11 protein-coding genes are annotated in these 14206 nt (G+C 51.2%); 4 read left to right on the top strand and 7 right to left on the bottom strand.

Annotated features, from left to right (window positions below):
* Window positions 1-79: 79 nt before the first annotated feature.
* The 4 genes from U740_RS08535 to xseA form a co-directional block, all read right to left on the bottom strand.
* A complete protein-coding gene (locus U740_RS08535; RefSeq protein WP_036860199.1) occupies window positions 80-1288 on the bottom strand; it encodes an alginate export family protein in 1209 nt (402 codons plus the stop codon).
* A gap of 407 nt (window positions 1289-1695) precedes the next feature.
* Complete coding sequence (locus U740_RS08540; protein ID WP_036860200.1) at window positions 1696-2025, bottom strand: EF-hand domain-containing protein; 330 nt, start codon at window positions 2023-2025, stop codon at window positions 1696-1698.
* A gap of 116 nt (window positions 2026-2141) precedes the next feature.
* Window positions 2142-4037, bottom strand: a complete 1896-nt coding sequence (gene pepF / locus U740_RS08545) for an oligoendopeptidase F (protein WP_036860201.1) — start codon at window positions 4035-4037, stop codon at window positions 2142-2144.
* Window positions 4034-5377 (bottom strand): exodeoxyribonuclease VII large subunit, encoded by a 1344-nt coding sequence (gene xseA / locus U740_RS08550; RefSeq protein ID WP_036860202.1) that lies wholly within the window; start codon window positions 5375-5377, stop codon window positions 4034-4036. Before xseA ends, pepF begins: the two co-directional genes overlap by 4 nt.
* 215 nt (window positions 5378-5592) lie before the next feature.
* On the opposite strand from xseA, the gene guaB reads away from it, so the two are divergent.
* On the top strand, window positions 5593-7062 hold the full coding sequence (gene guaB / locus U740_RS08555) for an IMP dehydrogenase (protein ID WP_036860203.1): 1470 nt from the start codon (window positions 5593-5595) through the stop codon (window positions 7060-7062).
* A gap of 73 nt (window positions 7063-7135) precedes the next feature.
* Complete coding sequence (gene guaA / locus U740_RS08560; protein ID WP_036860204.1) at window positions 7136-8710, top strand: glutamine-hydrolyzing GMP synthase; 1575 nt, start codon at window positions 7136-7138, stop codon at window positions 8708-8710.
* 212 nt (window positions 8711-8922) lie between these two features.
* On the opposite strand, the gene U740_RS08565 is transcribed toward guaA, so the two are convergent.
* Genes U740_RS08565 through U740_RS08575 form a run of 3 tightly spaced genes read right to left on the bottom strand, consistent with a single transcriptional unit; the run spans window position 8923 to window position 11582 of the window.
* Complete coding sequence (locus U740_RS08565; RefSeq protein ID WP_051921333.1) at window positions 8923-9888, bottom strand: DMT family transporter; 966 nt, start codon at window positions 9886-9888, stop codon at window positions 8923-8925.
* Complete coding sequence (locus U740_RS08570; protein WP_081890893.1) at window positions 9888-10910, bottom strand: cyclase family protein; 1023 nt, start codon at window positions 10908-10910, stop codon at window positions 9888-9890. The genes U740_RS08565 and U740_RS08570 overlap by 1 nt, the downstream gene beginning before the upstream one ends.
* 30 nt (window positions 10911-10940) lie before the next feature.
* Window positions 10941-11582 (bottom strand): NAD(P)-dependent oxidoreductase, encoded by a 642-nt coding sequence (locus U740_RS08575; RefSeq protein ID WP_036860205.1) that lies wholly within the window; start codon window positions 11580-11582, stop codon window positions 10941-10943.
* A gap of 119 nt (window positions 11583-11701) precedes the next feature.
* Here U740_RS08575 and U740_RS08580 point away from each other — a divergent pair, with 119 nt between their 5' ends.
* Entirely contained in the window at window positions 11702-12625 is a 924-nt protein-coding gene (locus U740_RS08580; RefSeq protein ID WP_036860206.1) for a LysR family transcriptional regulator, read from the top strand.
* A 664-nt stretch (window positions 12626-13289) separates the two neighbouring features.
* On the top strand, window positions 13290-13925 hold the full coding sequence (locus tag U740_RS08585) for a hypothetical protein (RefSeq protein WP_036860208.1): 636 nt from the start codon (window positions 13290-13292) through the stop codon (window positions 13923-13925).
* Window positions 13926-14206 lie beyond the last annotated feature (281 nt).

The following is a 14206-nucleotide window of genomic DNA, read 5'->3' on the forward strand; positions in this document are numbered from 1 at the left end:
GATTTAAAAATGCGAAAAAATCAGTGGCAGGAGAATCATAGCCCGCCACTGAGAGAGATGCCACGGTGATGTTCCGGGATCAGAACTTCACATTGACTGAAAACCAGATTTTGTCAGTGTCCTGAGAGAACTCATCGGCATCGTATTTGGCGTACTTCAGCTCGACGCCGACATATTTGTTGATCGGGTAGCTTGCCACGGCATTATATTCCTCGCCATAGTCGGCGCTGCCCTCGTCGGCGGAATAATCGTGGTAGAAAAAGGCCAGATTGGTTTTGCCAATGCTGCCGGTCATTTTGAAGTAAATGTCCTCGATACCATCGGCAGGTGTGACCAGAAACTGATCCGCCCATCCCTGAAACTTGTGCAGGGTGGCGAGGGGCGTGCTGAAGGCTTTCATCCCGTCATCACTGCCGAGTAATTCATAACCGATGCCCAGACCGACGCCTTTGATCTTTGTACCGATTTCGGCCATGTAGTAGTCGGCGTCGTAATCAATTGGCCCATCGGCATAATCGGTCTGGCTGGCGGCACTGGCTGCCAGAGTGACGGGTCCAACGGCACCGCTGTACTCAATACCATAGGTTTGTGATGAATTGGCTGCTGCATTGTCGAAATCCAGCAGATAGGCAAAGGCGGCCAGCTTGTGACCTTCAATTGGCGAAAATGACAGGTAGAGTGCGTGAGAGTCAGAGTCGTAGCGACGCGGTTGTGCACCACCGGTATCGGGTCCAAAAATTCGGTTTACATCCCAGATATAGCTGTAATCCAGTGTGACTGGCCCGATGGGCAATTGCACTCGTACTGAGTCATAGGTCTGTTCGTTCTGGCGCCAGCCCACGCCGCCGATAAACCGCTGGCCGGAATGGAGAATGCGTTGGCGACCAGCTGTACCGGTAAAGCCATCTTGTTGATACTTGAGATAGACCTGATTGATATCGGTACCATCCGGATCGGCAACAATGGGATATTCACCGACTTTCCCGTTGGAGGGTGTCGCGTAGTTTTCGCCGCCAATATGGCTTACGTCATCGACTTCCAGTAAGCCGGAAAAGCCATGATAGCTGGCCGAAGTCCAGGTTATGCGGGACTTTAGTGTGGATGCATTGGCATTTTTCTCGGCATTTTCATCATCCACATGCTCAAATCGATAACGAAAAGTAAAACTGGTATCACTCTTGGTGAATATTTCTGAAAGACTGGTGGCCTCTTCGGCATTTACCATCAGAAAAGGATGGAGGCCAAACAGTAATGCAAAAGCTGAAAGTCGAAAAGATCTCGGTTTCATGTGAAATTCCTCGAGTTTGTTTTCCCCAAAACAAAAATAAAAAAGCCCGTACGCAGGATGGTGCGTACGGGCTTCATTACCCAGTAGGATGTAGTGTCAAAAAGTTATAAGCATAACGCGTGCCATATATCGAATAATGGCTATTTCAGTTGTTATGGGTGGCCTGTAGGGCGTCGGGCGGGGAGTTTTTGTTTGAATTTGGTGCGATAAAGATGCGGGTGCGGAGTAATTTGGGGCAAGAAGCAGCCTCTGATCTTTGGTGCTTGTCCGATAGCAACAGCGGAGAATTTGGCGGGATGATACATGTACCCATGGTTGCCATGGGTGAGGCATGGCCGAGTTAACAATGATGGGCTATAAAACAACCCCGGCTATCTGATAACCGGGGTTATCGGGCACTGGCAATCCTATTTATCGGTTTTGTTGCAATGCAGGCGACGTTTTTCCTTCCATTCTGCTTTCATTCGCGTCCTGGCTTCCATAGCTTCGGTTTTGCTCACCAGTCCATTGCCATCGGCATCCATTGCGTTGAAGTGGGCCATGCGTTCTTCCATTTTTTTCCGGAGGCCCGCTTCATGCTCTGCTCTTGATATATTGCCGTCCTGGTCAGTATCCATTTTTTGAAACATGGAACCGGTATAACTTTTCCTGGTATCGGACTGATCGGATTTTATTGTTGTCTCGGCGAAGCTGGATGTGGCGAGAACAATGCCCGCCAGTAATACTAGTCGTCGCATGGTATTTCCTCATTGGTGATTAAAGACGTGATGCTTTTAACGCCAGCATAAGGATTCGGTTGACCTGCGGGCTGTATAAATTTCGAAGAAAGGGTTTCGTCGATACAACAGTATGCTCATGGGGACGTGTTCTTTGTATCCTGCCGGTCGAGAATATGCTCAACCTCGTCCATCAACCGGGTCATTCGTTGAATCATGGGACGATACGTGGCTGGATCGGCCAGATCCACTCCCGAATTTCTGAGTAGCTTGTAGGGGTAGTCAGACCCGCCCGCCTGGAGAAGGGCAAGGTATTGTTGTCGTGCGTCTTCGTCACCGGTTGTAATGCGATCAGCCAGATTGTAGGCGGCAACCATGGAGGTCGCATACTGGTATACCGAAAAGTTGCGGTAGAAATGTGGAATGGAGGCCCACTCCACCGTATAGGGTTCACTAACTTGCATGATACCCATGCTGTGGCCGGCATGACGTTTCTGGATAGACCCATACAACGTATTCAATTTATCGCCCGACAGATTGCCGCCGCTCTCAATCTGCTCATGGATAGCCAGTTCGAATTCGGCAAACTGGGCCTGTCGAAAAAAAGCACTTCGCAGAAGATTCAGTTCGCGAAACAGGTAAAACAGTTTTTCATCGTCACTTGATGCGTTGTCACGTAGATAATCAAAAAGCAGTAGTTCATTAACCGTCGAGGGGATTTCCGAAATAAAACTGGAATAGGCCGACTTGCTGAAGGGTTGATGACTGTTGGCCATCAGGGAGTGTATGGCGTGCCCCCATTCGTGAGCGTAAGTGCTGACAGAGTCAAAAGTACCCTCAAAATTCAACATCAGGAAAGGGTGGACATCATAAGCGGCACCCATCACATAAGCTCCCTTGCGCTTGCCTGGTGCGGGATAGGCATGTAGCCAGTGTTGTGTCAGCGCCTTCCTGAGGGCTTCACCATAATTCCTGCCCAGGGGCTTGAGCGCGGCCTGTGTCAGGGTGGCGGCCTCCTCCAGTGTAAATTCTCGGGGCAGAGTGACCACGGGTGTGTATAGGTCGTAGTAACGGGATTCCCCGAGGCCGAGTATTCGTTGACGCAGCCCAAGCAGGCGGTGGAGAGATGTGAGGTGCTCATTGGCGGTCGACAACAGTGTCCGGTAAACCGCTTCAGGGATGTTGTCCTGGGACAGGGCGCGATCCAGGGATGAGTCGAATCCGCGGACCCGGGCTACCATCGCCTCTTTTTTTATCTGCCCCTCCAGGGTAATGGCAAGGGTCTGACGAAAATGCTGGTAGGTACCCCAGAAGCTCTCAAATACCCGTTTTCTGTCGTTGCGGTTTGCCGATGCCCGGTGGACTTCATAGGCCATCGGGTCGAGAGTGACTTTTGCGCCATTTGACAGGGTGATTTCCGGCCAGGGGATGTCGTTGTTGACCAACACACTGTAGGTGCTTGAGGTGGACTGCAGCGCGTCTGAGGCCGCTCTGAGGACGTGTTCCCCCTCTTCACTTAGAATATGTTCAGATTGACGCAGGGTATTGCGGATAAAAAAATCGTGCTCTTGAAGTCGTGTGCTTTCATTGAGGTAGTGGTTAAGGGTTGCTTCTCCGATATGGCTGAGTTCCTGCTTTACAAAGCGTGTGGCTTCTGTGAACTCGAGAAGCAACTCCTGGGCAACCGATGCCCGTTCCTGATGCTGGATATTGCCCTGATTGGTGTCTTTGTTCAGAAAGGCATAAACGTAAAGCCTGAGCAGGGCTTTGTAGGTGTCGCTAACCTGGCTCAGGCAATCAGCCAACACACTCGCGCTGTCATCGAGAATACCTTCGCACTCACCGATGGCGCTTATTTGTGCGGTGGCATAATCCCGTGCGTCATCCCAGCTGGCGATATCCGGATACAGGTCAGAGATATCCCAGACAGAAGCAGTGGGTTCCGGCTGGGATAACGGCAGGGGTTCATCAGTTGATTCAGCCGGTGTCTGCATCGTAATCGCGAGCAGACAAAGACCGAGGTATCGTTTCATGATTGTGAATCCGGAAAAATTTTATCGACTTTGCATTCCAGGGAACCGTTCGCCAGCCGTGTGGTAATGCTGTCGCCGATTTGTACGGTTGCGACGCCCCGCAATATGTTGTGCTGCTGGTCTGTAACAATAGCATACCCGCGTTCCAGCGTTTTCAGCGGGCTCACGGCGTTGAGCAGTTGTAACGCGTTGTGCCACCGGATTTTCTTTTGCTCGAGCAGGCTACCGATGGCGCGTTCCAGCCGGTGAGTCAGCAAATTCAGTCTGTCGTTCAAATAGTCGATTCGATAACCGGGGCCCGCTTGCTCCAGGCGTGCACACAAATGCTGCAGGTGCATATCCAGCTGTTGATGTTGTCCCCAGGTGGTTCGGACCAGTCGCGCTTGCAGGGCCTGCAGCTGTTCCTCCTGCTGCTTGAGGCGCTCTCCGGGATCTCGCAATTGACGAGTCAGGCTGTCCAGGCGTTGCGAAGTAGATTGCAGCCGCCGCGAAATGGTTTCGCAAAGTAACTTTTCATAACCGCGCAATTGGTCGAGCAGTTTGTTGCCGTCGGGACTCAATACTTCGGCAGCAGCGGAGGGGGTTGGCGCGCGGTAGTCAGCAACGAAGTCGCTGATCGTGAAATCAATCTCATGACCCACCGCGCTCACAATCGGGATCCGGCTGCGGTAGATCGCTCTGGCAACGATCTCTTCGTTAAAAGGCCAGAGATCCTCGATGGAACCACCGCCACGGCCGACAATCAGTACATCACAATAATTATCGTCATTGGCCAGCTCAATGGCCGCTGCGATCTGTGCGGCAGCGGCTTTTCCCTGAACCAGCGCGGGGTAAACCCTTACTGCGATGGCCGGAAAGCGCCGTTTCAGCACCGAAAGAATATCCTTAAGCGCCGCGCCGGTGGGGGATGTGATAATACCCAGCCGCTGCGGTTGAGTTGGCAGTGGCTGTTTGTGAAAGTCGTTAAAGAGTCCTTCGGTATACAGGCGCTGCTTCAGTGCATCAAATTGACGCTGCAATGCCCCGAACCCGGCTTCTTCGAGGTGCTCAACAATCAACTGGAAGTCACCCCGGCCTTCATACAGGCTGACCCTGCAGCGTGCCAGCACATGGTTGCCATGCTCGGGGCTGAAACGGACATGGGTATTTCGATTGGCAAACATCGCACAGCGAACCTGGGCCTGTTCATCCTTGAGCGTGAAATACCAGTGTCCGGAGCCGGGACGGGAGAAATTTGATATTTCTCCCTCGACCCAGACCAGAGGAAAATGGGTTTCAAGCAACTGTCTGGCGCGACGGTTCAGTTGGGTAACGGTCAAAGTGGTTGGAATGTCAGGCATAGCGCATTGTCCATCACCGGCGAATCGAGTCAATTTAAATAATAGCTATTGGCTATAACCGATGGTCACCAGACCTATTGAAAAAAGTATTTTTTAGCCGACCATGCCTTTATAATAGCGCGCTTACTTTTATCCTTGAGCTATGGCACGGTAACGATCCGCTGTCTGATGCACAAGCGCTGAAATCCACTCCCCTGACGAGGTAAGCCATCCTGATGTTGCGAATCGCAGAAGAAGCTCTCACCTTCGATGACGTATTGCTGGTACCCGGTTATTCCGACATTACCGCAAAAGATGTTTCTCTTAAAAGCCGCCTGACGCGGAACATTGGACTGAATATTCCGCTCGTCTCTGCCGCGATGGATACCGTTACCGAGGCGCGACTCTCCATCGCGCTCGCCCAGGAAGGTGGTATCGGTATTATTCACAAAAGCATGTCCATTGAAAAACAGGCCCTGGAAGTGCGCGCCGTCAAGAAGTTCGAAAGCGGTGTGGTCAAAGACCCGATTACCATAGATGCTTCCGCCCCCGTCAGTGCATTGCTGTCCCTGACCCGTGAACACAATATCTCCGGTGTGCCCGTGCTGGATAATGGGGAGCTGGTGGGTATTGTCACCCGCCGCGACGTTCGCTTTGAACCCAGTCTGGATTTGCCGGTATCGGCCATCATGACCCCCAAGGATCGACTGGTAACCGTGCGGGAAGGGGCCAACGCAGACGAGATCAAAGCACTTCTGCACAGGCACCGTATTGAAAAAGTACTGGTCGTAAACGCCGATTTCGAGCTGCGTGGACTGATTACCGTCAAGGACATCGACAAGGCTGAAAAATACCCCAATGCCTGTAAGGATGATCAGGGCAGGTTGCGGGTAGGGGCTTCAGTGGGTACCAGTGCCGATACCGATGAACGTATTATTGCCCTGGTTCGGGAGGGGGTCGATGTGCTGGTGGTCGATACTGCCCACGGCCACTCTCGCAATGTGCTCAATCGGGTACGTCAGATCAAGGCCCAGTTCCCTGAGGTCGATGTGATCGGCGGCAACATTGCCACGGCCGAAGCCGCTTTGGCGCTGGCCAAAGCCGGTGCGGATGGCATCAAGGTGGGTATTGGCCCCGGGTCGATTTGTACCACGCGGATTGTAACCGGCATTGGCGTGCCACAAATTTCTGCCGTCGCGAATGTGGTTGAAGCATTGGCAAGTTATCAGATACCTGTTATTGCCGACGGGGGTATCCGTTTTTCAGGTGATATCGCCAAAGCGCTGGTTGCCGGTGCCCATGCGGTCATGATGGGCTCGATGTTTGCCGGCACAGAAGAAGCGCCTGGTGAGATAGAGTTGTATCAGGGGCGAACCTACAAATCCTATCGTGGCATGGGATCCATGGGGGCAATGTCCCAGACCAGCGGTTCCAGTGATCGTTATTTTCAGGACGCAAGTCAGGGTACTGAAAAACTGGTACCCGAGGGCATTGAAGGCCGTGTTCCCTACAAAGGCCCGTTATCGGCGATCATCCACCAGTTGATGGGCGGCGTGCGGTCAGCCATGGGTTACACCGGCAGTGTTGATATTGAAACCCTGCGCAGCAAACCCAGTTTCGTCAGGGTGACCTCTGCGGGTATGAGCGAAAGTCACGTACACGATGTATCAATCACCAAGGAAGCTCCAAATTACCGGCGCGAATAGCCCGGTTTTCCGGTGTGTTGAAAACGACCCGACAGGGCTGCCTAGAGCAGCCCTTTTAGATTGGTAACTGACTATGACAGATATTCATTCTCACAAAATCCTGATACTGGATTTCGGCTCCCAATATACGCAGTTGATTGCCCGCCGTGTACGCGAAGTCGGGGTCTACTCGGAAATCCGCGCCTGGGACATGGATGAAGCCGAGATCATTGCCTTCGATCCCAAAGGCATCATCCTGGCGGGGGGGCCGGAGTCGGTTACAGCCGGTGAATCGCCCCGGGCTCCCCAGCTGGTTTTCGAGCTGGGTATCCCGGTTCTGGGTATCTGTTATGGCATGCAGACCATGGCTGCCCAGCTCGGTGGCGCCGTGGAAGGCTCTTCGATTCAGGAATTTGGCTATGCCCAGATCAAGACCCACGGCAACAGTCGCCTGTTTCAGGATGTGGCAGACCATGTGGATCATGACGGGGGCACACTGCTCGATGTCTGGATGAGCCATGGCGATAAAGTAGTTACCTTGCCGGCGGGTTTTGAGCTTATGGCATCGACGGGTTCCTGCGCCATTGCGGGTATGTATTGTCCCCAAAAAGACTTTTATGGTGTCCAGTTTCACCCGGAGGTGACACACACCCTGCAGGGCATGCGGATGTTTGAACACTTCGTGCTTGATATATGTGGCTGCGAGGCACTCTGGACACCCGCCCAGATTATTGAAGACAGCATTGCCAGGGTGCGTGCCCAGGTCGGCAGTGACAAGGTGTTGCTGGGGCTTTCAGGAGGCGTCGATTCCTCAGTGGTCGCAGCGCTGCTGCACAAGGCCATCGGCGACCAGCTTACCTGTGTTTTTGTCGATAACGGCCTGCTGCGCAAGCACGAAGGCGATCAGGTCATGGACATGTTTGCCAAAAACATGGGGGTGAAAGTCATCCGTGTGGACGCAGAAGAACAGTTCCTGAGTAAACTGGTGGGGGAGGCTGACCCGGAGAAAAAGCGCAAAATCATTGGCAACACGTTCATCGATGTTTTCGATGTGGAGGCCACTACCCTCAAAGACGTCAACTGGCTGGCCCAGGGCACTATCTACCCCGATGTCATTGAATCGGCGGCGGCCAAGACGGGCAAAGCCCATGTGATCAAATCCCACCACAATGTCGGCGGCCTGCCCGAGACCATGAAAATGGCGCTGGTAGAACCCCTGCGGGAACTGTTCAAGGACGAAGTCCGCAAAATCGGGTTGGAACTGGGTCTGCCCTACGACATGGTGTATCGACACCCATTCCCTGGACCGGGGTTGGGTGTGAGAATTCTCGGTGAAGTAAAAAAAGAGTATGCCGACATTCTTCGCGAAGCCGATGCCATTTTTATCGAAGAACTCCACAAAGCCGACTGGTACCACAAAACCAGCCAGGCGTTCGCAGTCTTCCTGCCGGTCAAGTCCGTGGGTGTGGTGGGCGATGCCCGTCGCTATGAATGGGTGATTGCCCTGCGCGCGGTGGAAACCATCGACTTCATGACGGCCCGATGGGCGCATTTACCCTACCAACTCCTGGAGCAGGTATCCAATAGAATTATTAATGAAATCAGTGGGGTATCCAGGGTTGTTTATGATGTTTCGAGCAAGCCGCCAGCCACGATCGAGTGGGAGTGATCGGTACCCGAAGGCAATGTCTGGCACTGGCTATCCAGCCAAAAGATTTTGACGGAGGTTTTGTGCCGCCATGAGTACCGATCCTTGCCATCTTTGGTGATGTGCCAACCGCAAGAAAAAATCGGCTGCGCTTGCGGTACGGGAAATCGAGCACAGCCCAGGTGAGCTAGAGGTGCAGCTTCAACTTTTTGTCTGGTGAATGCATTGAATTATTAACCTCTATATTCTGCAGCTAATGTGGTATGTCCTTGACAGGCTTTTGAGCCATGCAACATACAGATAATCCCAGCAACCACAAATAAAGCGCTAACGAGAAACACAGGAGCTATTGCCTCATCCAACAGAATCACTGCGATGGGCACACCAAATATGGCACTCACGCCACCCATAAGGCTTAGCAACACGGGGCCACCGAGTTTTTGCAGCGTAAACAATAGCAGGAACTGAGCGGCAAAAATGATGGCCTGAATGCCAATCAGTGACATTGCATGGGGAGCTTCATTGGGAATATTGAGATTCTTGCCGGGTAGTAATGAGAAAATAATTAGTATTGTCAGGGCGCTCAGCAGCATCCCGGGAGCCAGTGATTCAGCACTGGCCCCCAGAGGCCAGCGGTGTGTACGGTAGAGGTTGCCAATCGCCAGCAGAATGGGGCCAGTCAGGGTAATTAATATCCATGCTGGATCAGCATTCGGGGAGATCCATTTCTGCATCACCAGAACTACGATTCCGATCAGCGCCAGGCTTACGCCCATCGCCCGCCACCAGCAGAATTGTTCTATGCGCAATAACAAGGCTCCGACATAGGTCAGTAACGGGGGCAATGCCATCATCAACGCGACAAAACCCACGCCCATATGCCTTACGGCAGAAAAAAAGATCAGGTTTGACGCCGCAGTGGTAAGAAAGCCCGAGACGATAAAATATTCGAGGGTTTGTCGGTTTAATTGAATCGATTGTCCTCGTAAATAGCTCATGGTTGTCAATAGGAATGAGGCGCCAGCCAGTGACCAGACAAGGTAGGAAAGGGATGTGAAGCCGATTCCCAGGGCTACTTTTGCCAGGTTGGTTGATATGGCGAGTGATAGTCCCGCCAGCAGTAAAATCAGCGGTGCAACATAGCGCGGGTGATAGGGCAGAAGTTGCTTGTGTGATTCTGAGGTGGGGAGGATATTCATCAGTCAATACTCCCAAATCCAGTTATTTCTTGTGACTTTTCGAGCGGTATTGCGATGGGCCGAATCGGAGCGGCATCAGCCCCACGCAATTTTAGCGATCCACCGATAAAGGCGAATTCATAGACTTTGTCACGGGATAACTCCTCCAGAAAGACCAGTTCGATAATCGGCGTACCCTGTTCCGCCAGTAGATAGGTGTGCACGGGCACATAATCCGTTTCCAGTTCAGAGGGGAAAGACTCGAAACTCAGATTATCGGCGCCCACCACCATGGCACCGTTTTCTTCCACTAGAAAACGTGCCGCCGCCAGTCCGAGTCCAGGAGGGTTCGCCATATAGGCTTGAGTATCGTTGTAGAGTTTCATTCGACCTGTGCGGATTAACACGATATCGCCTTGATGGAGTGTGGTGTTTTGATGTTTCAGTGCATGAATCAGGTCTGGGCGAGTGACACGATAGCCTTTGGGTAACATCTCCAGTCCTTTGGCACCTGCGACATCGATCAGCACGCCGCGAGCGATGAGTGTTGGAATATTCTCGGCACCGCCCACACGCCAGCCGCGATCACCAAGATGATCGGCAGCACTGAATCCATTCCAGATCTTTCCATCCAGGCCAAAATGCACCAATGCATCGATATGAGTGCCCGTATGGGTATACATGGAGACAGCTGCGCCGGTATAGCTGACGTGTTCGTTCATTCGGGTGCCAACCCCCATGGGATCATCGATGACAGTACCGTGAGGGGTATGCGTCATCCAAATGCGGTAGTGTGGGTCACCGGCAGCCTGCCAGCTCGGCATGCCCATGAAATACTCCACAGACAAATCATAGACTGGGCCACCCGTTACTCGTGAGAGGATATCCGCTTGCGATGCAGCAGTGATTAGATTTAAGCGGCCAATTTCATCATTCGGCCCCCAAGGGCTGGTGCCGGGTTTTCTCTCTATAGCCTGTGCGCCGAAAGCCAGGCTGGTCAGAAAGGTGGCAGCAATGATTGCTTGTGAGACGATGCGTTTCATTTTGCGTGTCCTCGTTGGTTGGATTGCTGATCAGTAGGCAGCGGTAAAGCGGGTTTGGTGATGCCCTGGTTGTTCAGCTTCATCCAGAACGACAATCGCGAGATCCTCAATGGATATTGATGAATTGCCTTGGCTATCCACTATCAATTCATCTCGCCCTAACCGGTATTTGCCTGTGCGATTTCCGGCTTTTAGGTCGGCCGGTGGGCTCAGATAGCTCCAGTCGATTCGCACCTCCTGGAGGCAGGCTTCGTACTGAGCAAAACTGGCTTCACCTATGTGTCGCAGGGATGCGGACAGGAACTGAGGGGAATCAATGACTTTTTTGCCGTTAGTGCCAGGTACTGTAAGACTTGCTGCACCACCAATAATCATTAGTCGGACTCCTGTACGGGCCAGCCCTTCCATAATGGTTTTTGTCACCATGACCACTTCATCAACATTGCTGATGGCAGAGCGGGTCGCATTGATCACCAGATCCTGACCAACGCTTAGTCGGACAATGTCGTTAAGATTGCTGGCGTTGCCGATTTGGACATTGGTACCTGCCGGTAACTCTTTAATACGCTCTGGACTGCGAACGACGGCTGTGACTTCATGACCTCTCGACAAGGCTTCATTGACGATACGGCGGCCGACATTTCCGGCTGCACCCAATATGGTAATTTTCATCGTATTAAGCTCCTTGGTTTGAACAATTACTGAGACTTCATACTACTGATTTACTTTTGTTCTATAATCTCGCTAATTGGAACAATATTGTTCACAAATATTGATTAATGAGGCGGGAAATGGATTCACTGTCGGATATCGCGGTGTTTATTCAGGTGGTGGATAGTGGCAGCTTTACTGCGGCCGCCGAGCGACTGTCATTGTCGAAGTCGGTGATCAGCAAGTACGTAACGCGGCTAGAAGACCGGTTGGGTGCACGGTTACTGAATCGCACGACGCGAAAGCTCAGCTTGACCGAGGTGGGACGGGCGTTTTATGAGCGCAGCGAGCGGGGTCTGCAAGAAATCGCCGAAGCAGAAGCCGAAGTTTCACGACTGCAGGGGGAGCCTCGAGGGACTCTGCGCATCAATGCACCGATGTCTTTTGGTGTGCTGCATATCGCGCCTGTCTTACCAGAATTTCTGGAACGATATCCCCAACTCACCGTGGATATGAATCTCGACGATCGAAAAGTTGACGTCATAGAGGGCGGCTTTGATGTCTCTGTGCGCATTTCAGATCTTGGAGACTCGTCCCTGGTTGCCCGGCGAATAGGGCCATGCCGCCATGTAGTGGTGGCATCACCAGCCTACCTTAAACGCTATGGAATACCTCGCACTCCCGAAGATCTGGAGGATCACAATGTGATTACCTACCAGTATCAAGACTCAGCAAAAGAATGGGAGTTTCGGTTACCTGGTCAAAAACCGAGCATGGTTTCTGTGTCTGGATCAATTCAAATGAACAACAGCCTGGCACTGCGGGAAGCATTGTTAAATGATGCGGGAATCACGAGAACGCCAACATTTGTCGTTGGCAGGGATATACAGGAAGGGAGATTGCAATCTGTTTTGACAAACTACGAATTACCCGAAATATCAATCTACCTTGTATTTCCACAACGTAAGTATCTTTCACCAAAGGTACGGGTGTTTGTGGAATTTATGAGAGAGTATATTTCGGATACTCCGAGCTGGGATCAAAAAACTAAAGTAGACCGGTAGCTGAGATTGTCAGGTATCTGATTATGTTTCTGGTTTTGCTTATGAGAGTGCGTGTTGATTTCCGAGCGCTCAGTTATCCGAGAATAGTAAAAGAATTTTAAGAAATTTCTGAGCATGGCATTTTTCATGGTATTAGCGATTATAAGGAAAATAAGCTATTGAAAATAAAAGATGAAAAATGCGTATTGATAATAGAGTGAGAGTAGGCGCGCAGTACCGCCAGCTTTGGTCAGGTCGCCGCCGGCTAAGTTGAGACTCAGGATGACCTTACAAAGATGCGAGCATTTTGCCATTGGCGGCTGGCCGTTTGACTGGCATGGCTCGAAACAGTGCGCTGGCGCGGGAGGCCATTTCGGTGGCAAGGACTGAATGGAGCAGGATTTAGACGGGCTAGTGGGCCCGCCTCCACCCGTGAATAACCGGTTGACCGGCTCGGAAAAGGGTGTTTATCCTACTACCCCCAACTCAACACAAGACCAAAATCCTTTTGCCTTTTTTGCATTATTAAGCGCCTCAAGCCTAGCTACGAAAAAAGACTTGATTTTACGCCAGTGAAGGATAAAGACCGCGCTTTTCGCCTTCAACTAATAGGCCACTTCGCGTTATTTGGTACGCCTACCGGGTTTGATTCAGCTATAGTTGAAATTTAATAGAGGAGTCCTACGTGTCAAAATTTTTTCCCCAACATCTTGCAGCATTTACAATTGCCGTTTTGTTGATGACAACATTTTCGTTCAGTGCGTTTGCAGAAAACCCGCAATGTTATAAAAAGATCGAAGGGATTTCACTTGATCAAAGCGTTGGCGACATTACAAATAAGTTGCAGCAATTGGGACTGCAAGACATTACCTGCAAACAAAGATCAAAGATGCCTTGTGCCGCCAGAAAAAAACAAATGCAGACTTATGCCACGAACGATCAAGGTTCTCTGCATAAGGTCGGTGATAAACTGGCGAGACTGACATTTGATAATACGGGAAAGCCAAGAAGCTTTGCGTATGAATATTATACTGACGGCCCTTCGACGCTACAGGCACATGATGAAAACAGAAGCTGGGAAGGCTGGACATATAAGGATACGATCGAATCCCGCATCAATGAATATTGCAAAGGCTCCACACCAGAGGGCGTCAGAGTTGGCTGTAAATACGGCAGCGCACTTACCATTAATGTTATATACGGCGAACCACGCGATAAAGATTGCTCGTATAAGTTCAACGTCATGTTCAGTGCTGTGAGAGGAAAGCCGGAAGCCCCGACAAATCATAAAATTATCGAGACGATAACGCTCAATAAATAAGGATTATTTTGATGCATTATCTTGAATATTTTTATGCACGTTCTTACTGCTAAGCCCGTTTACAGTTGCCTATGCGGATGTTCTGAGTGAGCAGGGTGCAGAGAACTGGCTTGGTGCCAGAACCGACCTAGCTGGGCTTTTCTTTTCCTGACCTCGCAATAAGCTGACATGCGCAGGTAACGAATATTTACCTTCCCTGTTACCAGTACTCTCACATTGATTTTGAAAAAGTGTTTCTGAGTTAATTGACTGTACTATTACAGTCTGCTAGGCTGCATTTA

This window comes from Porticoccus hydrocarbonoclasticus MCTG13d (genome assembly GCF_000744735.1).
In the GTDB taxonomy this organism is placed as follows: domain Bacteria; phylum Pseudomonadota; class Gammaproteobacteria; order Pseudomonadales; family Porticoccaceae; genus Porticoccus; species Porticoccus hydrocarbonoclasticus.

Excerpts from the sequence above, each read along its gene's own strand:
- U740_RS08535 (WP_036860199.1), bottom strand. The coding sequence starts at position 1,288 with ATGAAACCGAGATCTTTTCGACTTTCAGCTTTTGCATTACTGTTTGGC.
- U740_RS08540 (WP_036860200.1), bottom strand. The coding sequence starts at position 2,025 with ATGCGACGACTAGTATTACTGGCGGGCATTGTTCTCGCCACATCCAGC.
- pepF (WP_036860201.1), bottom strand. The coding sequence starts at position 4,037 with ATGAAACGATACCTCGGTCTTTGTCTGCTCGCGATTACGATGCAGACA.
- xseA (WP_036860202.1), bottom strand. The coding sequence starts at position 5,377 with ATGCCTGACATTCCAACCACTTTGACCGTTACCCAACTGAACCGTCGC.
- guaB (WP_036860203.1), top strand. The coding sequence starts at position 5,593 with ATGTTGCGAATCGCAGAAGAAGCTCTCACCTTCGATGACGTATTGCTG.
- guaA (WP_036860204.1), top strand. The coding sequence starts at position 7,136 with ATGACAGATATTCATTCTCACAAAATCCTGATACTGGATTTCGGCTCC.
- U740_RS08565 (WP_051921333.1), bottom strand. The coding sequence starts at position 9,888 with ATGAATATCCTCCCCACCTCAGAATCACACAAGCAACTTCTGCCCTAT.
- U740_RS08570 (WP_081890893.1), bottom strand. The coding sequence starts at position 10,910 with ATGAAACGCATCGTCTCACAAGCAATCATTGCTGCCACCTTTCTGACC.
- U740_RS08575 (WP_036860205.1), bottom strand. The coding sequence starts at position 11,582 with ATGAAAATTACCATATTGGGTGCAGCCGGAAATGTCGGCCGCCGTATC.
- U740_RS08580 (WP_036860206.1), top strand. The coding sequence starts at position 11,702 with ATGGATTCACTGTCGGATATCGCGGTGTTTATTCAGGTGGTGGATAGT.